This window comes from Pseudomonas sp. CHM02 (assembly GCF_000612585.1).
GTDB lineage: Bacteria > Pseudomonadota > Gammaproteobacteria > Pseudomonadales > Pseudomonadaceae > Aquipseudomonas.
In genome coordinates this window covers 171,489-193,551 of record NZ_JFCA01000003.1, presented here as the reverse complement: position 1 = coordinate 193,551, position 22,063 = coordinate 171,489, and the positions used below count along the sequence as shown (strand labels likewise).

At 65.1% G+C, this 22,063-nt stretch carries 11 protein-coding genes and 2 pseudogenes; 7 read left to right on the top strand and 6 right to left on the bottom strand.

Annotated elements, in window-relative coordinates:
- Positions 1 to 44 precede the first annotated feature (44 nt).
- The gene (locus BM70_RS0102890; RefSeq protein WP_025854607.1) at positions 45 to 641 is read left to right on the top strand and encodes a glutathione S-transferase family protein; all 597 of its coding nucleotides are present in this window, start codon (positions 45 to 47) and stop codon (positions 639 to 641) included.
- A 54-nt stretch (positions 642 to 695) separates the two neighbouring features.
- Here the strand turns inward: BM70_RS0102890 and BM70_RS0102885 are convergent, their stop codons facing one another.
- On the bottom strand, positions 696 to 1,787 hold the full coding sequence (locus BM70_RS0102885) for an NADH:flavin oxidoreductase/NADH oxidase (protein WP_025854606.1): 1,092 nt from the start codon (positions 1,785 to 1,787) through the stop codon (positions 696 to 698).
- Positions 1,788 to 1,877: 90 nt separating this feature from the next.
- On the opposite strand from BM70_RS0102885, the gene BM70_RS0102880 reads away from it, so the two are divergent.
- Entirely contained in the window at positions 1,878 to 2,177 is a 300-nt protein-coding gene (locus tag BM70_RS0102880) for a helix-turn-helix transcriptional regulator (protein ID WP_025854605.1), read from the top strand.
- Between the two features lie 8 nt (positions 2,178 to 2,185).
- Here BM70_RS0102880 and BM70_RS0102875 read toward each other — a convergent pair whose 3' ends face one another.
- Entirely contained in the window at positions 2,186 to 2,644 is a 459-nt protein-coding gene (locus BM70_RS0102875) for a metallophosphoesterase family protein (protein WP_025854604.1), read from the bottom strand.
- 171 nt (positions 2,645 to 2,815) lie between these two features.
- On the opposite strand from BM70_RS0102875, the gene BM70_RS0102870 reads away from it, so the two are divergent.
- The 3 genes and pseudogenes from BM70_RS0102870 to BM70_RS33860 form a co-directional block, all read left to right on the top strand.
- Positions 2,816 to 3,706: a bestrophin family protein gene (locus BM70_RS0102870; RefSeq protein ID WP_025854603.1), complete on the top strand. Its 891-nt coding sequence runs from the start codon at positions 2,816 to 2,818 to the stop codon at positions 3,704 to 3,706.
- Between the two features lie 145 nt (positions 3,707 to 3,851).
- Positions 3,852 to 4,934: pseudogene (locus tag BM70_RS33865) on the top strand (cache domain-containing protein); the annotation flags it as partial.
- A gap of 318 nt (positions 4,935 to 5,252) precedes the next feature.
- Positions 5,253 to 5,795: pseudogene (locus tag BM70_RS33860) on the top strand (methyl-accepting chemotaxis protein); the annotation flags it as partial.
- A 91-nt stretch (positions 5,796 to 5,886) separates the two neighbouring features.
- Here BM70_RS33860 and BM70_RS0102860 read toward each other — a convergent pair.
- The gene (locus BM70_RS0102860) at positions 5,887 to 6,870 is read right to left on the bottom strand and encodes an AraC family transcriptional regulator (protein ID WP_025854601.1); all 984 of its coding nucleotides are present in this window, start codon (positions 6,868 to 6,870) and stop codon (positions 5,887 to 5,889) included.
- 232 nt (positions 6,871 to 7,102) lie between these two features.
- Between BM70_RS0102860 and BM70_RS0102855 the strand changes: the two genes are divergently transcribed.
- Positions 7,103 to 9,157, top strand: a complete 2,055-nt coding sequence (locus tag BM70_RS0102855; protein ID WP_081782023.1) for a TonB-dependent receptor — start codon at positions 7,103 to 7,105, stop codon at positions 9,155 to 9,157.
- Positions 9,158 to 9,213: 56 nt separating this feature from the next.
- On the opposite strand, the gene BM70_RS0102850 is transcribed toward BM70_RS0102855, so the two are convergent.
- Genes BM70_RS0102850 through BM70_RS0102840 form a run of 3 tightly spaced genes read right to left on the bottom strand, consistent with a single transcriptional unit; the run spans position 9,214 to position 15,329 of the window.
- Entirely contained in the window at positions 9,214 to 11,361 is a 2,148-nt protein-coding gene (locus BM70_RS0102850; protein WP_025854599.1) for a TonB-dependent receptor, read from the bottom strand.
- Between the two features lie 33 nt (positions 11,362 to 11,394).
- On the bottom strand, positions 11,395 to 14,448 hold the full coding sequence (locus BM70_RS0102845) for a membrane protein (RefSeq protein WP_025854598.1): 3,054 nt from the start codon (positions 14,446 to 14,448) through the stop codon (positions 11,395 to 11,397).
- Positions 14,445 to 15,329 (bottom strand): ABC transporter ATP-binding protein, encoded by an 885-nt coding sequence (locus tag BM70_RS0102840; RefSeq protein ID WP_025854597.1) that lies wholly within the window; start codon positions 15,327 to 15,329, stop codon positions 14,445 to 14,447. Before BM70_RS0102840 ends, BM70_RS0102845 begins: the two co-directional genes overlap by 4 nt.
- A 295-nt stretch (positions 15,330 to 15,624) precedes the next feature.
- Here BM70_RS0102840 and BM70_RS0102835 point away from each other — a divergent pair, with 295 nt between their 5' ends.
- Entirely contained in the window at positions 15,625 to 22,044 is a 6,420-nt protein-coding gene (locus BM70_RS0102835) for a non-ribosomal peptide synthetase (RefSeq protein ID WP_025854596.1), read from the top strand.
- Positions 22,045 to 22,063 lie beyond the last annotated feature (19 nt).

Here is a 22,063-nt window from a genome sequence, read left to right as displayed (position 1 = left end):
CCCTTACTCTCTTGAGCCATCACCTTGAGAGCAATGGAGGCTTCATGAAACTGATCGGCATGCTGGACTCGCCCTACGTACGCCGCGTGGCGATTTCCCTGGACCTGTACGGAGTGGATTTTGTGCATGAACCGCTGTCGGTGTTTCGCACCTTCAACGAATTCGCCGAGATCAACCCGGTGGTCAAGGCCCCGACCCTGGTGCTGGACGATGGCACCGTGCTGATGGACTCCAGCCTGATCCTCGACTACCTGGAAACCCTGGCCCCGGACCACAAGAAGCTGCTCCCGCAGCAAGCCGCCGCCCGCGCCCAGGACCTGCATGTACTTGGCCTGGCCCTGGCGGCCTGTGAGAAAAGCGTGCAGATCGTCTATGAACACAACCTGCGCCCCGCCGAAAAACTGCATGCGCCCTGGCTCGACCGCGTCAGCGGCCAATTGCTGGCCGCCTATTCACTGCTGGATACGCAACTGACGGACAGCGAGGCACTGACCCAGGCGTCGATTACCGCGGCGGTGGCCTGGTCGTTCAGCCAGTTCACCGTAGGCGCGGTGGTCAAGGCGGATGCGTTTCCCAACCTGAAGCGTCACGCCGAACGCCTGGAACAGCACCCGGCGTTCAAACGTTACCCGATTGAGTAGGCACTGGGATCCTGACGATGGGCCCAAGGTGATTGAGCCCGTCGAACGTCTGCCTCAGCGATAGCGTTCCAGCCAATGCGCGTAAGGTGCCGGCAAGGTCCAGGACGATTTGTCGACGCCCAGTTCCTTGGCCGCAAAGTACGCCCAATGCGGATCTGCCAGGTGTGCACGGCCCACCGAAACCAGGTCCAGGTGCCCGGCCTGCAACGCGCCTTCTGCCAGTTGCGGCGTACCGAAGCCCCACGCCGAAGTCACCGGAATGCCCGCTTCGCGACGCACGCGTTCGGCGATCGGCCCCATGAATGCCGGGCCCCACGGGATATTGGTGTCAGGGATGGTGAAGCCGACGCTGACGCTCAGCAGGTCCAGGCCACCGGCCTTGAAACGACGGGCCAGCTCGATGGATTCGGTGAGGGTCTGCTCGTCGCGACCGTCGTATTCGATCACGCCGAAACGTGCGGTGAGTGGCAGGTTTTCCGGCCAGACTTCACGTACGGCGGCCAGGGTTTCCAGCAGGAAACGGCTGCGGTTGTCGAAGCTGCCGCCGTAGGCGTCAGTGCGTTGGTTAGCGTGCTCGGAGAAGAAGCTCTGGCCCAGGTAACCGTGGGCGAAGTGCAGTTCGATCCACTCGAAACCGATGTCGCGGGCACGGCGGGCGGCGTCGACGAAGTCCTGGCGCACGCGAGCAATGTCGTCCAGGGTCATGGCGCGCGGCACCTGCGGCAAGTTGGCACCGAAGGCGATGGCCGAAGGCGCGATGGTTTCCCAGCTGCGGGCATCGGACGCGGCGATATGGTCGTCACCTTCCCACGGACGGTTGGCGCTGGCCTTGCGACCGGCGTGGCCGATCTGGATGCCCGGCACCGAACCAGCGGCCTTGATGGCCTTGACCATCGGCGCGAACGCTTCGGCGTGGGCATCGCTCCAGAGACCGGCGCAACCTGGGGTGATACGGCCTTCCGGCGCGACGGCAGTGGCCTCGACCACCACCAGACCGGCACCGCCACGGGCCATGCTGGCCAGGTGCACGTGGTGCCAGTCGTTGACGATGCCGTCATCGGCCATGTACTGGCACATCGGCGGGATGGCGATGCGATTGCGCAGGGTGACGTCTTTAAGTTTGAACGGTTCGAACAAAGCGGACATTGAGAACTCCGGGAGCGAGTGAGTGATTCGATAGTTCGATGGTAATCGAACTATGGTATTCAACGATAGCCCCCTGTTATGATTCGTTTCATGCGAGCCTTTAAACATCCCCCTCTTGAAGACCTGACCCTCGAGCGCCTGCTGTACGCGCTGAGTGATCCGGTGCGCCTGGAAATCGTGCGCTGCCTGGCCGACGTGCCCGAGGCCACCTGTGGCGAACTGGATGGCGGGCGGCCCAAGTCGAGTATGTCCCATCACTTTCGCGTGCTGCGCGATGCCGGGCTGGTGCACACCCGCAGCGTAGGGACCACCCATCTGAATTCGTTGCGCGCCGATGTGCTTGAGCAACGGTTCCCAGGGTTGCTGCACTGCATTCTGGCGCAGCGGTAACACCCGGATCAGTCCAGCAACGCGATCAGGCGTGGTTCGATGGACGCCTCCAACACCTCCAGCACCGCCAACGTCACCGGCAACTTGAAGCGCCGTCGCCCCGCACTGCCGGGGTTTACGTACAGCGTTGCGCCACGCCACTCGATCAGCGGCTTGTGCGAATGGCCAGTGATCACCAGCCGCGTGTTTGCATCGCGCAATGCGGGGACGTCGGCGATGTCATGCACCAGCAACGCCTGCCAGCCATTCACGTCGATGTTCAGATGATCAGGCAGCTGTGCCGCCCATGCCGCGTCCTGGTCATTATTGCCGCGCACCACCTGCAGGGGCGCGATGCGTGCCAGTTGCTCGATAATCTCAGGGCTGCCGATATCGCCGGCATGGATGATCTGCTCACACCCCTGCAAAGCCGCGACCGCTTCAGGGCGCAGCAGGCCATGGGTGTCGGAAATAACGCCAACCTTCATTCGTTTTCCCGGGCTGCAGGGTTGTGACCAAAGAGCCTAGCACGACGCCCTCCGTCCACCGCAACCAAAGCGCGCGCAACTTAAACGTTTCAGGCAGCCACCGAACCTTTCCCCTCAAACCGGCGTCCGAGCTAGGGCACTGTTGCTTACCGCTCGCCGCGAGGTTCTCGTTTGAAAGCCGCCATCATCAAAAAGTACCGCCTGATCATCAAGACCATGGGCTACGTGGGCTGGGCCTTGTTCTGGCTGTTGCTGTGGGACGTCGCCGTCACCGTGGACTTCATGCTGTTCCTCACTGCGAAGATCAATTTGCCGCTGATGCCGCTCACGCTGCTGGGTTCGGCGCTGGTGGTGCTGATCAGTTTCCGTAACAGCAGCGCCTATAACCGTTGGTGGGAAGCCCGCACGCTGTGGGGCGCGATGGTCAACAACTCGCGCAGCCTTGCCCGCCAGGTACTGACCCTGCTGGACGATCCCGACGGCGAAGTGAACCCGGTAAAGGCCACGCTGCTGCGCCGCCATGTGGCTTACGTGAACTGCCTGGCCGCCCACCTCAAGGGCGAGCCGTGCCCCGAAGAAGTGCGTGCGTTTATTCCCACCGAAGAGTTCGCGCGCAACGGTGCCACCAACAATTTTGCCAACGACATCCTCACCGGCTCGGCGGCGCTGTTGGCCAGGGAATACAAGGCCGGTCACCTGGACAGCATCCGCCTGGCACGACTGGAGTCGACCCTGGTGGACTTGTCCAACGCCCAGGGCGGCATGGAGCGGATCGCCAACACCCCGCTGCCCTACCCCTACGTGTATTTCCCGCGCCTGTTCATCTCGCTGTTCTGCCTGATCGTGCCCGTAGGCCTGGTGGAATCCCTGGGTTGGTTCACCCCGCTGGCCTCGACGGTGGTGGGCTTCATGCTGCTGGCGATCGAACGCATCGGCACCGACCTGCAAAGCCCGTTCAACTCCAGCGAGCACCAGATCCAGATGGAAACCATCTGCGAAACCATCGAGAAAAACCTGCAGTCAATGCAGCGTGATGCCCTGGGTGGCGAGCGCATCGGTTAAACCCTCCCTTTGGCCTCAAGTGCGTGCCCCGGCAGTCGATATACAGGGGGTACGCATGGGCCGCACCCCCTTCATAACAACACATGCGACGCTCGACGCTACTGTTTTCTCCTTGCCAAAATTATAAATACCCGCAGGTGAAGTCATGAATATCAAGCAAAAGCTGACCTGGGCATTTGCGGCCATCGCGTGTGTGCCGGTTATCCTGGTGGCGGTGCTGGTCGTGTTGAATCTGCGCGAGGGGGCCCTGGCCAACTTCCTCGACAGCAGCGGCCGTGAGATCCGTCAGATCGACAATGGCATGAAGCAGTTCTTCGACGGCATCAGCCAGAACGTCGACTATGTGGCCAAGGACCCGCGCGTTGTCGCGGCCAAGGACCTCAAGAGTTACGCCGGCGCCGACGCCGCGCAAATCCCCCTCACCCCGACCAATAAAGCGCTGCTGGAGATTTTCGACCAGTTCGCCAAGAGCCATCCGAGCACCGCCTACCTGTCCCTGGGCTTGAAGGACGGCGGCTACGCCAGTTGGCCCGACGACACCAAACTGAACAACTACGACCCACGCGTACGCCCCTGGTACCAGGCGGCCATCGCCGCGCCGGGTAAAACCGTGCGCACCGGTGCCTACTATTGGGCACCCGACGATGTGACGCTGATCGGCACCGTGCACACCGTCGCCGACGCCACCGGCAATATCCTCGGCGTGGTCGGCCTGGACGTGTCGCTCAAGCAACTCACCGAACTGGTGCGCAACATCAAGCTGGGCGACAGCGGCTACCTGATGCTGGTGGAAGCCAACGGCAATGTGCTGGTCGACCCCAGCGATGCCAAGCACAACTTCAAGCCCCTGGCCGACCTGGGCCCCCACTACGCCGAACTGGCCAAGCGCGGCGACGGCGTGACCCAGATCGACATCGAGGGCGTGCCCTACATGGCCAACGTGGTCAGCTCCAAGGACCTGGGCTGGCGCTTTATCGGCCTGATCAAGCGCGACGAAGTAATGGCCGACGCCACCCGCCTGACCTGGCTGATCGCGGCGATTGCTGCGGTGCTGGCATTGGTGTTCGCGGTTGTCGGCGCCAGCTTTGCCAGCGTCATCGTGCGCCCGATTCGCGGCGTGGCCGACGGCCTGCAAGAGATCGCCGAAGGTGAAGGCGACCTGACCCGCCAGCTCAAGGTGCAAGGCAAGGATGAAACCGCCAGCCTGGCGGGCTGGTTCAACCAGTTCCTGGGCATGATCGCGCAGTTGGTGCAGCGCATCGGCAACGCGTCGTCCGACCTGCAGACCGCCGCCGCCGACACCAGCGAAGTCGCCCATAACATGAACCAGGCCGCCGGCCGCCAACGCGAAGCCGTGGAGCTGGTAAGCACTGCATTCAACGAAATGGTGGCCACCGCCAACGAAGTCGCCCGTTCCTGCAGCGCCGCCGCCACCAGTGCCGACGAAGGCTACCGCGACGTGCACGACGGCCAGCAGCACATCGGTGAAGCCACCGGCAGCGTGCTCAAGCTCAGCGAAGACCTGCAACGCTCCACCCAGACCATGCAGCAACTGGAGCAGGACAGCAAAAACATCAACACCATCCTCGACACCATCCGCTCGATTGCCGAGCAGACCAACCTGCTGGCGCTCAACGCGGCGATCGAAGCCGCACGCGCCGGGGACCAGGGCCGCGGTTTCGCCGTGGTCGCCGACGAAGTCCGCGCCCTCGCCCGTCGCACTGCGGACTCCACCGGAGAGATCGACAGCCTGCTCGGCAACCTTGCCCGCCGCACCCAGGAAGTGACCCAGCAGATGCAAGGCAGCCTGCTGGTGTCTCACACCAGTGTGGAACGCATCCAACAGGCCCGTGACAGCTTCGACAAGATCCGCGGCTCGGTGGACTCGATCCGCGACCAGAACACGCAGATCGCCACCGCCGCCGAAGAACAGCATCAGGTGGCCGAAGAGATCAACCGGCACATCGCGCAGATCCATGCCGATGCGCAACTGGTGGAAGGCTTCGCCCACTCGGCGCAGACCGGATCAGGCCGGCTGACGGATATTTCGGGTCAGCTCAAGGGGTTGGTGGGGCGGTTCAAGTTCTGATAGGGCAGGAAGTGCATTACTGCGTCGAGCAGGCTCGCCCCGGTACAAACCGCAGACATGGTTTACAGGTGAACGCCATGTTCGAATGAACTCAGCCGGTCCCCAGTGACCGGCCTCTTCCGCCATTTTTCAACGTCGACGGGTTGATCCCGAACTGCTTGCGAAACGCCGTGGCGAAATGACTGGCATTGGCGTAGCCGAGGTCCGAGGCGATGCGCATCACCGACTCATCACCGCTCATCAAGCGGCTGCGCGCCTGGATCATCCGCGCCTGCTGGAATACGCCATAGACGCTGTTGAAGAACAATTGGCGGAACCCGCGTGTCAGCTTGGGCTGGCTCAACCCGGACTCACGCGCCAACTCCGACAGGCTCGGCGCCTTGCCAAGGTCCTCGAGCAGGCGATCACGGGCACGCACCAGGCGCTGGCGGTCGGTGTGACTGACACGGCAGGTGCATTCAGCATCCTGGCGCGCCTCCAGGAACAGGCTCACCAGGGTGACGCTTTGCCCGTACAGCCACAGGCTGCTGCGCGGCTGGGCCGACGGCAGGCTGGCGCCCTGGTCCATCGCGGTGCCGAGCATATGCGCGGTAGCGCTCATTTCGCCGCTGCGATGACCATCGAGAAAACAATGGTCACAGGCCAGCGCCTTGTTCAGCAGCGGGTCGAGTTTGAGTTCCCACTGCGCGAGGACTGCGGGGCGGATCATCACGGTGATGTTATCGATCTCGCCATGCTGGTGATAAAGGCCATGGCGGCATCGCCCGAAGCTGATGCTGCCGGCACCCTCGTCAATCGCATAGCGCCGTTGCCGACGCCCTTCCTGAAAGCTGCACGCGGCCTTGCCCTTGAGCAGGTTGGTGAAACTGAAATGGATGCACTCGCTGTCGTCCTGCAAGGGCAATTCGACCGGCTGCTCGAACGTGCTTTGCCAGCGCACGATGTCCAGCCCGTCCTGCAGTGTCACGCGGGTGACGCGACAGTGCGCCCCCGGCCCGAGGTCGCTTCCATAGCCTCCCGTAATGATTCGCGAGACCGGCATCGGCTCCCCTGCGCCTCCTTGAACGGCTGACATCGTAAATCTCCTGGCTGACCGGATACGGCTCGAATCAGATCACATCGGGGTGGAAGTGTGCAATTGATAATTATTAGCATCTGGCGCGCTTCAAAGGCTCCGCCAAATCGCCGCTGCCACCCCGCAACGCGCGCCGATCAGAATCCTCAGTCAAGGTCCCATCATGTCTGCACGATGCAACACGACGGCTACCCGCCAATCTTGCTACAAACGTAATACTATAACAATAGCTATGAGTTTGACACTGGCCAATTCGGCGCTCGCCGCCGCCACCAGCGAGCCCGTGCAACTGCCGGCCTCGACGGTGACTGCGCGCATGGAGCAGGAAGACCCGAAGGAAGTGCCCATCAGCCTCAGCGTGATCAGCGGCGAGCAACTGCGCACCCAGCGCCTCGACATCCTGGAGAGCGCCCTGCGCAACACTTCCGGGGTGAGCGTCAACTCCTCCGGGGGGCCGAATGACTTCAACGTGCTGATCCGCGGCGTCGGCTCGCTGTACCAGATGTCGATGGATGACAGCTCGGTGGCGTTCAATATCGACGGCGTGCCGGTGTCGTCGCGCAGCCTCGGTTTCGGCACCCTCGACGTCGATCGCATCGAAGTGCTCAAGGGGCCTCAGGGCACGCTGTCCGGTGCGATCGGCCAGGCGGGCGCGGTGAATATCACCACGCGCCAACCCACCCGCGAACTCGAAGGTTATGTGCGCGGCGAAGTCGGCCAGGAAGGCCAGTTCCTCACCGAAGGCGCCATCGGCGGGCCCATCAGCGACAGCCTCAGCGGTCGCCTGGCGGTGCGTCGTGCCGGCTACGACAGCTGGATCGACAACGACCAGACTAATCACCCCATCACCAAGCCGCGTAACGAAGCCTACCGAGGCAGCCTGCTCTGGGACCTTAACGATGACACCCATGTGTTGGTCAGCGCCGAACGCCAGAAAACCGAGCGCGCCACCAACTCGCTGGTGTTGCGCCCCTACGGCAGCGACCCCAGCCTGGACCTGACCCCCGGCCTGTTCGACGACAACGACAAGACCACCGAGCGCTATACGCTCAAGGTCGATCACGACTTCGCCAACAGCCGCCTGACGTCCACCACCGCCACCTCCACCGCCGACTTCGAAGGCCTGATCGCCTACGACAGCAAACTGATGGGCGCCCTGTACGGCACCCCCAGCGAGTTCTGGGTGGTGGACAAATCCTTCGAGCGCAGCTGGAGCCAGGACCTGCACCTGAGTTCGCTGCCCGACTCCGAGGTGTTCTGGGTTACGGGCCTCGCCGCCAGCCGCAACGAGCGCAGCTACGACACACCGCGCAATACCTACGGCACCTCCGGCGCCAAGTACCGCGATTTCACCACCACCACTTACGCCGGCTACGGCGAAGTCACCTTCCCTCTCACCGAGCGCCTGAAACTCACCACCGGCTACCGCCACTCCTGGGACCGCAAGACCTACGACGGCCAATACTTCTCCGGCAGCAGTGCGGTGCAAGACTCACGCAAGCTGACCGACGATTACGGTACCGGCCGCGTCGCCCTGAGCTACGCCCTCACGCCGCAAACCAACGTCTACGTGCAACTGGCGCGTGGCTATAAATCCGGTGGTTTCAATGACTATGCCTCGCAGGTCACCGATAGCGAACCCTACAAGGCCGCTGTCAGCAAAGCCGCGGAACTGGGTTTCAAGAGTGAAACCGAAGACCGTCGCGGCAGCTTGAACGGTGCGTTGTTCTACACCCGCGTGCACGACGATCACCTGCTGGGCTATGACGCGGCGACCTTCGCCACCAATGCCTTCAACGCCGACACCCGCACCCGTGGCGCCGAACTGGAAGGCAGCTGGCGCTTCGACTACGGCCTGACCCTGGCCGCCAGCGCCACCTACCTCGACGCCAGGATCACCAGCGGCGTGCAAGGCATCCAGGCCGGCAACGTCGACGCCGGCAACCGCACTCCAGACGTCCCGCGCTGGAGCGGCAACTTCAATGCCAGTTGGAAACACCCACTGGGCACCTTCGCCAGCCTCGGCGAAACCACCCTCAACACCAGCCTCAACTACCACCTGGTGGGCGAGCGCGCGGCCGACCCGCAGAACCACTTCAACCTGGACAACTACGAGAAACTCGACCTGCGCGCGGGCCTGGAAAGCAAATTCGGCGAAGTGTATGCCTTCGCCGACAACCTGCTGAACCAGACCTACGACACCTACGGTTTCTACAGTGACCCGGTGGCCTACGGTGCACCGGCACGTCGCCGTACCTTGGGCGTCGGCTACACCTACCAGTTCTGACCCCACCCCTAATTGCAGGAGCGAGCAAGCTCGCTCCTGCAGTGGGTTGATGTGGGTCAGAACTGGTAGCTATACCCCACGCCTGCCGAACGCCCGCGGCCCGGCATGCCGGTCAGTACCTGGTCGGTGGAGTACGAGCCGTACAGGTCGTAGCGCGCATCCAGCAGGTTGTCGCCCCACAGGTAGACCTCCGAACCGCCACTCTCCAGGCCCAGGTGCAAGTCCAGCTTGGCGTAGCCCTTGAGGTCGTAGTGGTTCTGCGGGTCGGCCGGGCGGTTTTTCTGAACGCGGTAATTGAGCAAGGTGTTCAGGCGTGGTGCCGGCAACCCGAGCAAGGCCCCCAGGTTCTTCTGCCAGGCAACGCTGAAATTGCCGCTCCACAGCGGCACATCCGGCACGCGACTGCCCGCTGCCACGTCACCGCCGGACACGCCCGGTGCATCCGACGTGACCACCGCATTGGTGTAGCTCACGGCACTGCCCAAGGTCAGTTCATCGCTGACATGCCAGGTAGTCGACAACTCGGCGCCCTTGCTGCGGGTGTCGGCATTCACCGCGCTGACCGCCAGGGTGTTGAAGTCGTAGCCCAGCAGGTGGTCGTCCTGTACGCGGGTGATGAACAACGCCCCTTCCAGGCTCAGGTCGCCCCCGGCACTTTCATGCTTGAAGCCCAACTCGGCGGAATTCACCTTGGCCGCCTTGTAGGGTTCGCTGTCCTTGATCGACGTGGCGTAATCGTTGAACCCCGCCGACTTGTAGCCCCGCGACAGCACCGCATACACATTGGTCTGCGGCGTCAGTGCATAGCTCAGCGCCACGCGCCCGGTGCTGTAGTTGTCCTGCAAACGCCGACTGTCGCTGACCAGCGCGCCACCACTGGAATAATCGGCACCGTAGGTCTTGCGGTCCCAGGTGTGGCGCAGGCCGGTGGTGAGTTTCCAGTCTTCGGCGATCGGGTACGTCACCTCGCCATAGGCCGCGTAACTGTTGGTGCTGAAGTCGCGCAACTGCTGCGCGCCGTTGGTGAAGTTGTTGGAATCGAAACTGCGTTCGGAGCGCGACAGGTTAAGCCCCGTCACCCAAAACACATCGGCATCCGCCAGCGATCCCAGGCGCAGGTCCTGGCTCCACACCCGCTCATGGGCCGAGTCTTCGATCAGGTATTCGAACGCAGAGCCGTACAACGCCCGCGTGATGTTGCGATCGTAGCCCTTGACCGCATTGAAGTCGGTGCTGGTGTAGGCACTGATCGAGGTGATGCGCGACTGCGCCAGGTCATGGTTGAGTTCGAAGGAGTAACGTTCGTTGGTCTTCTGGTTGCCATCGAAGGTACCTGGCGTGTAGTCCAGGCTCGGGCGATTGCCAAACGGGCGCAACAGCTCCAGGCCGGCGTAGTGCTCGGCGCGCTGGCGCTCGGCGGTCAGCAAGCCGGTGGTGCCCTGGTCGTTGTCCCACAGCAGGCTGCCGCGCAGGGCCAGGTCCCGGGGTTTGGTCAACGGGTCGCCGTCCTGTTGGTCATCGACCCAGTTATCAAAGCCGCTGCGACGCACGGCGATGCGACCCGCCAGCGAGTCGGTCAACGGCCCGCCCACGGCGCCTTCGGTCATGAACTGGCCCTGGTTACCCACTTCGCCACGCACATAACCCTCCAACTCGCGCGTCGGCTTGCGGGTGGTCACGTTGATCGCGCCCGCCTCGCTGTTGCGCCCCAGCAACGTGCCCTGGGGGCCTTTGAGCACCTCTACCTGCTGCACGTCGAGGGTGGCCAGCGCCGCATTGCGCACTGACATCGGCACGCCGTCCACATTCAACACCACCGAGCCGTCATCCATGCTCATCTGGTTCAGCGACCCGACGCCACGAATGCGCACATTGGCGTCATTGGCGCCGCCCCAGGAGTTCACATCCACGCCCGGCGTAGTGCGCAGCGCGTCCTCCGGGGTGCGCAGGCGCCGGGTCTCGAGGGTTTTGCCATCGATCACCGAGAGGCCAAAGGGAATGTCCTTGGCACTCTCCTGGCTCAACCGCGCGCTGACCGTCAACGGTGCCAGTTCGATGGCCTCCGCGGGGGCCTCTGGCTGATAGTCAGCGGCATAGGCCGTGCACATCTGGCTGGACAAACCCAGCGCCATGGCCTGGGTCAAGACGTTGGCCCGCCAGCCGAGGGGACGGCGCAGCGGCTGGATAAACAGAGCAGATGACATGGAAAAACTCCAACAGGCAGGGAAGGTTCGAATTCATGGCGCAGGGCCCCAGCGCGTGAGCGCGGCGGCGATCGCTTGCAGATCAGGCGCGCCCAGCAGAGGCTGGATCGCGGCCGGCCATCCCTGGCCGTTTCGGATGGCGGCAGTCATTACCGTCAGTTGTCCGGGGGTTTGGTCGGCGGTCCACGCCAGGCTCGCCAGCGCTGCATAAATGGCGGCCCAGCCGTGTTCACGGGCATCGGCCAGGGTGCCGACAGGTTCGCCGTCATTGCCCAGCGCGCGGGTCAGGTCATCGACCATAAGTTTCACCAGCGCCGCGCGAGCCTCAGGGCCGTCCACATCCGCGACACACAGCAAACCGATCGCCCCCGCCACGCCCTGGCTCAGCCACAGGTAACCTGGGGCCTGGCGCAGGTCGCTGGCGTCAATCAACAGCCGCCGGGCAAGCAGTTCGGCGATATGCGCACGGCGTGCCGAACGCCCGACACCGGTCGCGGCCACGTCCCAATCCGGCGATTGGCCGAGCAACAGGTGACCATGGCTCAAGCGACTGGCGCCCATGCCGGTGGGCCACTGGCTCACGTCATCCACCACCGGGCGACTGCCCAGGCGGCGTGCTACACAAGCACTCATCAGGTCCAGGTCTTCGCGCACTTCAACGGCCGTTTGCTGGCGACTGGCATCCGCCTGTGCCGGCAGGCCGTAGGCAAAATCCAACGGCGCCGAGCTGTGACCGTTGAAGGCCTGTCCATCGATCTCGATGTGCCATTGCCAGTTTCCCGCCGGCGCGACAGCGTCCACGGCGACGGCGGAACCTGTCGGCAAGGTGGGCATTTCGGGCGCCAGACCGGCGTCGCTGCGCTGCACCGGCGCACGCAACAGTCGCTCGCTGTCCAGACCCAGGCGCGGCATTACACGGCGCGCTTGCAGCCACACACCGTGCGGCCCCAGCCAGAACGCTTCGCCTTCCGACGGCCAGCCGTTGGCACTGACAATCCAATTCAATGCCACACTGCAAGCATTCGCTGCGCACGGGCCCAGGGGCACGCGCAGGTGCTCGTTGGCCTGTTCGAACGTGACCGGTTGCCCCATCACGCTGACTGCCGTCACCTGCAAGCCTGGTGGCAACTCGGCATCCAGTTGGCTGGCAGCCACCGCGTCCAGCGTCCACTGGCCCTCGACCCGACGCGCGGTTGAATCGACGCGCAACTGCACGCGCCCGCCCGCCACCTGCCAGGCAGTTGCGCCGGCCAGCCAGCGCTGTTCCCAGGCGGCGCGTTCGGCTCGTTCCTCGGCCACCGATTGATAATCGCCCTGTTCCACCAGGTAACGATGCAAAACCATGCCACTGCCCAGCCAACCCAAGACGCCCAGGGCCAACAGGGCAATCGGCAACGGCTGGCGCACGTCAGCGAAACGGCGTCGCTCGGGACCGCGTGGCAACACCAGTGCCGCCACGCCGACCATGACCACGCAACCCGCGAGCTTCCAGCCCGCCAGGGTGCCGAGATAGGGCAACCAGGGCGCCCAGCCGGCGAGCTGCGACAACGCCACATGGGCCGGTATCGCCATCGCATAGGCGGGGTAGCTGACCAGCCCCAGCTCATGGTTGAGCACCAGGAAAAACGTCAGCAGCATCGACGTGGCGTAGGCCAGCCCCGAGCGACGTATCAACGCATGCACCAGCACCGTCAGCGTGGCCAGCTCCAGCAGCGGCGGCGCGAACACCAGCGCCTGGTAAATCAGCACAAAGCCTGGCGCCAGGCTGTCGGGCGCGGCGATGGCGCTGATCAGCAGGCTGGCAATGCCCGGCACCAGCGCCAGGGTCAAGGTGGCCAACAGCACACAGGCCGTGCGGCCGAACAACCGCAGCCAGGTCGGCGCGGGGGTGGCCTGCAACATGGCGCCCAGGCCTTCGACATCATCGCGACGGCACACCAGGCCCACCAGCGCCGCGACGATAAACGCGATCACCAGGAACAACGCGCTCGACAACAGCGGCAGGGTCAGGTCTGCCCTTGGCACCATGGGCCCGCGCGCATGCCACACGCCGTGGACAAAGCCGCTGAGCACGCCCATCACCAGCAGCAAACCGAGCGCCACCCACCAGATCCGCCGCGCAAACAACTGGCACACCTGCCAGCGCGCTTCGTGCCACAAGGCGTGCGCCCAACGACTGGCCGCCAACGGACCCGGCAATTGCACGTCGCCGCTACGCAGCATCGGCGGTTCCGCCAGCACCGCGCCGCTGCGCCGGCCCATCAGGTCCTGGCGAGTGGTGCGCGCCAACACAACGGCCAGCACCAGCAAGGGCAACACACACCACACCGCACGGTTGAGCCAGAACCCCGGTGTCAGCGCCAGCAGCGACTGGGACTTCTGCGCGGCGCTCCAGGTTTCGACCTGGGCCTGGGCGAAGGTAAACAACGACGGGTCCAGGCTGGCCGCCAACAGCGGGCTGATATGCCCGCCCTTGAGCACCACCACCGCAAACATCCACAGCAGCATCAATACCGTCGCCAGGCCAAATGGCGCCGCCAGGCCTCGGCTGCGCAGCGCCAGCAGGTAATACAACGCGCCGATCCCGGTGCTCACCGGCAACAGCAAGGCAATCCAGGCAAACCCCAGCGCCGACCACACCGGCGCACCGATACTCGCCGCCGGCACCCAGCCGAGCCAGCCCAATACCGGGCTGACCAGGAAGCCGACAATCAACGAACTGGCGAGCAACCCGGCGACCAGCGCCGCGCCGATAAATCGCCCCCACAGCAGGGCCGGCAACGACAGCGGCAAGGCCAGCAACACCTCTTCCAACTGCGCCTTGCGGTCGCGCAGGGCCGGCTGCGCAAACACCCAGGCCCAGGCAAAAAACAGGAAAAACATGCAGCCGCACGACATCAGGTAAATCAGGCTCGGCGCATTGCGGGCAATGTCACTGGCGCCCATTTTCTGGACATAGTCGGCATTCGTCAGGGACATCAGCAGGTAGCCGGTGAGGCCAAGAAACACCAGCAAGGGAATGCCACTGCGCAGCCCGGCGCGGACTTCCACCCAGGCTTCACGCAGCAGCAACGCGAACGTATTCATGCGTCCACCGCCTCGCCGGCCTGGGCCAGCGCCAGGTAATAGATGTCTTCCAGGCGCGGTACATGGGCGATGAAGCGCGGGTCTGCCGGCCGCTCACCGTGCACGATCACGCGACTGCCTTCGGGGCTGGCCGCCACATGCAAAGCCGCGGGCAACGTCTTGCCACGGCTGAACGGTGCTTCCCACAAGCGCCCCTGCTCGGCAGCGAGCAAGTCGGCCGGGCGACCTTCGACAATAATCTGCCCGCCGGCCAGCACCGCCAGGCGGCTGCACAGGTTCTCGACGTCTTCGACAATATGGGTCGAGAGCAGCACGATGGACTCGGCGGCGACATCCGCCAGCACCCGATGAAAACGGTTGCGTTCAGCCGGGTCGAGACCCGCCGTGGGTTCGTCGACGATCAGCAAGCGCGGCGAACCCACCAGCGCCATGGCGATACCGAACCGGCGCAACATGCCGCCCGAATAGGTCGCCAGCGCACGGTGGGCGGCCGGCTGCAGGTTGACCTTTTCCAGCAGGGCCTCGATTTCCTCGCGGCGCTGGCGGTTATCGGTACGGCCCTTGAGCCAGGCGAAACGGTCAAGCAAATCCCGGGCACTCACGCCCGGGTACGCGCCCAGTTGCTGCGGCAGGTAACCCAGGCGACGGCGCAGATGGTCGGGGCCGCGCAGTACATCCACGCCGTCCAGGTGAATGCTGCCGGCGTCCGGCTGCTGCAAGGTCGCCAGGGTGCGCATCAGGCTGCTCTTGCCGGCGCCATTGGGGCCGAGCAAGCCATACATGCCGGGGCCGACACTCAGGTCCACGCCGCGCAGCGCTTCGACGCCATTGGTGTAGCGCTTGCGCAGGCCGCGCACTTGTAAACCCGAATCGACTGACATCCGCAACTCCACGAAGAGGCCCTGCAAGAGGGCGGCGAGCGACGGTAGTCAAGGCCGTGGACCAGGCTCTACCCGATTCAAGTCATTTTCCAACCGCATCGCGTGGCCTAACGGCGTCATCCCCCGCGGCTGCGCCCGTGCAATCCGCACTGGGCAAACGGATACGGGGCAAAAACGATTCGATCCGGGTAGTCGCCAAAATGAGAATGACTAGCATCTTCTCCCATGCATTTGCCTGCCCCCAGCGCCTGGGCCAACCCCGGTCCGGGCCCTAGCGATGAGAAGACGTTGAGCCATGGCCACTCCCAGCACCTCAACCGCAACACTGCTGCGCCAATCCCTGTCCGACGCCCTTGGACTGCCCGCCGACCAGGTGCCCCTGGAGGCCAACCTGATCGAATGGGGGCTGGATTCCGTCACCCTGATCCGCCTCGCCGGCCAATGGCGACGCCAGGGCCTGGCCGCGCGTTTCGCCGACCTGGTGGCGGACCCGCGCCTGTGTGCCTGGCTGACCCTGCTTGATACGGCACCCGCAGCCCCGGCGCTCGTCAGCACCTTTACCGATGACGGCTTGCCATTCGAACTGGCGCCGATGCAGCACGCCTACTGGATCGGTCGCGCCCCTGGCCAGCAGTTGGGTGGCGTCGCCGCGCATTTCTACAACGAGTTCGATGGCCACGACGTTGACCCGATGCGGTTGGAAGCGGCCGTGCGTGCCCTGCTCGCGCGGCACCCGATGTTGCGTGCGCAGTTTCTCGATGACGGCCGCCAGCAGATCCTCGCGCACAGCCCGTGGCCGGGGCTGACGGTACATGACCTGCGCCAGGCCAGCGCCGAACAGGTGCAGCAACGGTTGGCGGCCTTGCGCGCCGATCTGTCCCACCGTCAGTTGGCCGTGGAACAAGGTCACGTGCTGGACATCCAGCTGTCGCTGTTGCCCGGCGGCACCCGCCTGCACCTGAACCTCGACATGCTCGCCGCCGATGCCCTGAGCCTGCGCATCCTGCTCGGCGACCTGGTGCAGTTGTACCGCCAGCACCCCCTGCCCGCGCTGGACTATAACTTTGCGCGCTACCTCGCCGACCTGCGCCAGGAACAGGCCGGCGCCGAGCAGCGTGATCGCCACCAACTGGCGCGCGACTACTGGTTACAGCGTCTCGACCAATTGCCAGGTGCGCCGAGCCTACCGATCAAGCCCCAGGGCGATGACCGCCATGTCCGCCGTCGTCACCATTGGCTGCCGCCGTCAGAACGCCAGGCATTCGAACGCCAGGCGCGGGAACACGGGCTCACGCCGGCCATGGCGTTGGCGGCGGTGTTCAGTGAAGCGCTCGGCGCCTGGTGCGACACACCCGAATTGTTGCTCAACCTGCCGCTGTTCAACCGCACACCGCTGCATGCCGACGTCGATCGCCTGGTCGGGGATTTCACTTCGTCGATCCTGCTGGCCTGGGATGGCCGGGTCGCCGGCACGTTTGCCGCACGGGCCAGCGCCCTGCAACGCCGCTTCCACAACGATGCCGCGCACAGTGTGTTTTCCGGCCTGGAGGTGTTGCGCGAACTGTCCCGCCAACGCGGTGAGCAGGTGCTGGCACCCGTGGTGTACACCAGCGCGCTGGGCCTGGGCGAGCTGTTCGCCGAGGGTGTACAGGCCAGCTTCGGCCAGCCGGCATGGATCATTTCCCAAGGCCCCCAGGTGTGGCTCGATGCGCAGGTCACCGAGCTGGACGGCGGCATCCTGGTCAACCTCGATGCGCGTGAAGGGCTGTTCGCCGACGGTGTGCTGGATGGCATGTTCAACGCCTATACCGACCTGCTGCAACACCTGTGTTTTGACCCTGCCGCCTGGCATCAGGCACCGCCTGCACTGATCCCTGCCGAACAACTGGCAGTGCGCCAAGCCGTGCAAGGCCGGCGTGTGGCCCTGCCCGTCAAGCGCCTGCATGAAGCGTTTTTTGCCCAGGCATGCCTGACACCCACCTTGCCCGCGCTGCTGCATGGCAACCATCAAGTCATCGGCTATGGCGAGCTGGCCTTGCGTGCCCTGCAACTGGCGGCGTACCTGGAAGACCAAGGCATCCAGCGCGGCGATGTGGTGGCGCTGCAACTGCCCAAGGGCCCCGAACAAGTCATCGCGGTGCTGGGCATCCTCGCCTGCAGCGCCACGTACCTGCCCATCGGCATCGACCAGCCCGACGCGCGTTGCCAGAAAATCTGCAAAAGCTCAGGTGCGCGGTTGCTGCTCAAGACCCTGCCACCTGCGGGCCCCGCGCTGGACGCGCCCCGGCCCGGTGCGGTCAGCGACCTGGCCTACATCCTCTATACCTCCGGTTCCACTGGCGAACCCAAGGGCGTGGAAATCAGCCACCTGGCCGCCGCCAACACCGTGGACGACCTGCAGCGGCGCCTCCAACTGAACCCCGATGACCGCATCCTCGCGCTCTCGGCGCTGGAGTTCGACCTGTCGGTGTTTGATCTCTTTGCCGCGCTGTCCACCGGTGCGGCGGTGATTGGCATCGAGCCCGAAGCGCAGCGGGATGCCCTGCGCTGGCGTGAACTGGCCTTGCTGCACCGCGCCAGCGTGCTCAACTGCGTGCCGGCGCTGCTGGACATGTTGCTTGGTTGCGCACCGGTCGACGCCCGCCTGCCGCTGCGTGCGGTGTTGCTGGGCGGTGACAAAGTCGCCCCGGACCTGGCACCAAGATTGTGGGCCCAGGCGCCGGGCTGTCGCTTCATGGCCTTGGGCGGCGCCACCGAAGCGGCGATCCACTCGACGCTGTTCGAAGCCCTCCCCGGCCAACTGCGGCATTGGCACTGCCTGCCCTACGGCAAACCGCTGGACAACGTCAGCCTGCGCATCGTCGACTGCCAGGGCCATGACTGCCCGGACTGGGCGGCCGGTGAGCTGTGGATCGGCGGCGCCGGGGTTGCGCAGGGCTATCGCGGCGACCACGTGCGCAGCGCCGAGCGCTTTGTCGACTATCAAGGCCTGCGCTGGTACCGCACCGGCGACCGTGCGCGCTACCACCCCGACGGCAATGTTGAATTCCTCGGGCGTACCGACTTCCAGCTCAAGCTGCACGGCTACCGCATCGAAGCCGGCGAAGTCGAACAGGCACTGCTGGCCTGCCCAGGCGTGGAGCACGCCACAGCGCTGCTGGCCGGCCAGCAATTGGCGGCTGTGGTACGCCTGGCGCACGGCCCCGCGCAGCCCGCGCCAGTCAACCTGCCGGGCCTGGCCGAGCGCTTGCCGGCGTATATGATTCCGTCATTCATTCTCGGCTGCGCGCAGTTGCCCTTGACCAGCAATGGCAAGGTCGACCGCAAGGCGTTGCACGCCTGGCTCGCCCAGCACAGCCCGGCGCAGCAGGCCAACCTGACACCGCCCTGCGGCCTCATCGAACAGCAGGTGGCCCGCGCCTGGCAGCAGTTGCTCGGCTGTGGCGAGGTGTGCCGCGAGCACAATTTCTTCGCCCTGGGCGGCGACTCCCTGAGCGCTACCCGCCTGGTGCGGCTGCTCGCCGAAAACGGGTTGGGCGGTGCACGTATCGCCCAGGTGTTTGCCAAGCCCGTGCTGGCGCAGTTTTGTGCCGACCTGCATCAACAGGCCCGGGCCGAACCCGCGCGTACCGTTGTTGCAGACCCGGCGCAACGCCACGCGCCCTTCCCCATGACCGAGGTGCAACAGGCCTACTGGCTGGGCCGCGATCCCAGCCTGGTGCTGGGGGGCGTAAGTTGCCACTTCTACCGTGAATACGACATCGAGGACCTCGACCTGCCGCGCCTGCAACGCGCCTTGCGGCGCTTGATCGAGCGCCACGAAATGCTGCGTGCCGTGTTCGATCACACCGGCCAGGCGCGCATCCTGCAACAAGTCCCCGACTTCGTGATCGGCCAGGGCCACGCCAGCCTCGACGACCTGCGCGAGCACTGTGCCCATCGCGTGTTCGCCCCACACCAATGGCCGCTGTTCGACGTGCAAGCGGTGACCCACGGCCGGCACACACGCCTGGCGATCAGCCTGGACAACCTGATCCTCGATGCCCTGAGCATCCTGCGTTTCTACGCCGAGCTCGATACCCTGTACCGCGAACCCGACGTAGCGCTGGCACCGTTGGATCTGTCGTTCCGCGATTACCAATTGCAGTGCGCCGCAGCACCTGCCGAGCTGCAAGCCGCGCAGCGCTTCTGGCAGGAACGCCTACCCGAATTGCCACCCCACCCGCAATTGCCGCTGGCCGCCGACCCGGCCAGCCTGGGCCGGCCGCGCTTTGAACGGCTGCAGGGGCAGATCGACGCCAGCGCCTGGCAAGCGATCCTGGCCAAGGCCCAGCTACATGGGCTCACCGCCTCGGCGGTGCTGCTCTGCGCCTTTGCCGAAACCCTCGGCCGCTGGAGCGCACGCCCGGACCTGAGCCTCAACCTCACGTTGTTCGATCGCCGCCCCCTGCACCCACAGATCGACCAGGTCATGGGCGACTTCACGTCGCTGACCCTGCTCGGTTATGTGCCGGTGGCGGGTGAACGTTGGGTCGACCGCGCACGACGCACCCAGCAATCCCTGGGCGAGGCGCTGGAGCACCGTTGCCTGGGGTCGGTCAGCCTGCTGCGCCAGCTGGCCCGGGGCAACGGCGAACAACAGGTGAACATGCCAGTAGTGTTCACCAGTGCCCTGGGCGTGCCGGAGGGTACGGCGGCGCCGGTGGATGGCCCGTTTGCCCACCAGGTGTTCGGCCTGACACAAACCCCGCAAGTGTGGCTCGACCACCAGGTCGTCGAAGCCAACGATGGCATCGCCCTGAACTGGGACCGTGTGGTCGGCCTGTTTCCCGAAGGCCTGGTCGAAGCGATGTTCGACGCTTACCTGCATAGCCTCAACTGGTTGGCCGAGCACGCCTGGGACAGCGCTCCACCCGACCTGCTGCCCCAGGCCCAGGCGCAACGGCGTGCCCAGCTCAACGCTCCGGTCGACCGAGTGCCGGGAGACCCGACGCTGCACCAGGGCTTCTTCGACCAGGCACGCCATGCTCCGCAACGCACGGCACTGCTATGGGGTGAACACGGCACGCTGAAATACGGCGAACTGGCCGACCGTGCACTGCGTATCGCCCACAGCCTGATGGACGCAGGCGTCGCACCCGGTGACCTGGTGGCCGTGTCCCTGGCCAAGGGGCCACAGCAGGTCGCCAGTGTGTTGGGCATTCTGGCGGCCGGTGCCGCGTACCTGCCGGTGGGTGTCGACCAGCCGTTGCAGCGCTGCCAGCGCATCCTGCAACAGGCCGGCGTGACCCTGATGCTCGCCGAGCACGACCCGCAACTGCCCGGCGTCAAACACCTCAAGCCGTCCACCGCGCTGAAGGCCGAACCGCTGGCGGCACCACGCCCCCTCGCGGCGGGTGAACTGGCCTATGTGATCTACACCTCCGGCTCGACTGGCCAGCCCAAGGGCGTCGAAATCACCCACCGCGCAGCGATGAATACCGTGGCCGAGATCAACCGTTGTTATGACATCCACGCCACCGACCGGGGCCTGGCTCTGTCGGCGCTGGACTTCGACCTGTCGGTGTACGACCTGTTCGGCCTGCTCTCGGTGGGCGGCGCCGTTGTGCTGATCGACGAAGACCAGCGCCGCGATGCCCGCGCCTGGCTCAAGGCATTGCAACAGCACCGCGTGACCCTGTGGAACAGCGTGCCGGCGCTGCTCGACATGCTGCTGGAAGCCAATGCCCAAGACCGTCAACCCCTAGCCTTGAAAGTCGCGCTGCTGTCCGGTGACTGGATCGGCCTCGACCTGCCGCAACGCCTGCAAGACCAGGCCCCTGGTTGCCGCTTTATCGCCCTCGGCGGCGCGACTGAAGCGGCGATCTGGTCGAATCACTTCGAGGTGCAACAGCCACTGCCGGGCTGGCGTTCGATCCCCTACGGCGTGCCGTTGGCCAACCAGGCCTACCGGGTGGTCGACGCCCTGGGCCGTGACTGCCCGGATTGGGTCACAGGGGAATTGTGGATCGGCGGCGCCGGCGTCGCGCGCGGCTATCGCCACGCGCCTCAGTTGAATGCCGAACGTTTTGTCGACGGTTGGTATCGCACCGGTGACCTCGGCCGCTACCACCCCGATGGCCTGCTGGAGTTTCTCGGGCGCGCCGACAGCCAGGTGAAGGTCCGTGGCCATCGCATCGAGCTGGGCGAAATCGAAGCCGCCCTGGCTCGCCACCCCTGCGTGAACAGCGCCGTGGCACTGGTCGTCGACAAGCGTCTGATGGCCGCCGTCACTGCCAGCACCTGCGCCGAGGTGCTGGCGCAACACCTGGAGCAGTGCCTGCCGGCGTACATGCGCCCGGAACAGATCCTGGTGCTGGAGCGCCTGCCATTGAGCAGCAACGGCAAGGTCGACCGCCGTGCGTTGCTCGCCCCCTTGACCGCCGCTGCCCAGCCACGGGCGACGGTGGATGAGCAACCGCTGAGCGCCGGCGAACAAGTGATCGCCGAGCTCTGGCAGCACTTGCTCAAGGTGTCGAGCGTATCGCGCCACGACAACTTTTTCCGCCTGGGCGGCGACAGCCTGCTGGCCACGCGCTTTCTCGAAATGCTGCGCAGCCGCCTTGGCGTGGAACTGCCCATGGGCCAGTTGTTCGGTGCCGCCAGCCTGCTGGAAGTGGCGCAGACCCTCGAACGCCTGCCCTCCCCGCACACCGTTGAAGAAGGCGTTATCTGATGCCCGCGCAACCTCCCTT

Bases quoted from the DNA above. Each gene is read 5' to 3' on its own strand.
- BM70_RS0102885 (WP_025854606.1), bottom strand. From the start codon at position 1,787: ATGTCCGCTTTGTTCGAACCGTTCAAACTTAAAGACGTCACCCTGCGC.
- BM70_RS0102840 (WP_025854597.1), bottom strand. From the start codon at position 15,329: ATGTCAGTCGATTCGGGTTTACAAGTGCGCGGCCTGCGCAAGCGCTAC.
- BM70_RS0102835 (WP_025854596.1), top strand. From the start codon at position 15,625: ATGGCCACTCCCAGCACCTCAACCGCAACACTGCTGCGCCAATCCCTG.
- BM70_RS0102855 (WP_081782023.1), top strand. From the start codon at position 7,103: ATGAGTTTGACACTGGCCAATTCGGCGCTCGCCGCCGCCACCAGCGAG.
- BM70_RS0102875 (WP_025854604.1), bottom strand. From the start codon at position 2,644: ATGAAGGTTGGCGTTATTTCCGACACCCATGGCCTGCTGCGCCCTGAA.
- BM70_RS0102845 (WP_025854598.1), bottom strand. From the start codon at position 14,448: ATGAATACGTTCGCGTTGCTGCTGCGTGAAGCCTGGGTGGAAGTCCGC.
- BM70_RS0102890 (WP_025854607.1), top strand. From the start codon at position 45: ATGAAACTGATCGGCATGCTGGACTCGCCCTACGTACGCCGCGTGGCG.
- BM70_RS0102850 (WP_025854599.1), bottom strand. From the start codon at position 11,361: ATGTCATCTGCTCTGTTTATCCAGCCGCTGCGCCGTCCCCTCGGCTGG.
- BM70_RS0102860 (WP_025854601.1), bottom strand. From the start codon at position 6,870: ATGTCAGCCGTTCAAGGAGGCGCAGGGGAGCCGATGCCGGTCTCGCGA.
- BM70_RS0102880 (WP_025854605.1), top strand. From the start codon at position 1,878: ATGCGAGCCTTTAAACATCCCCCTCTTGAAGACCTGACCCTCGAGCGC.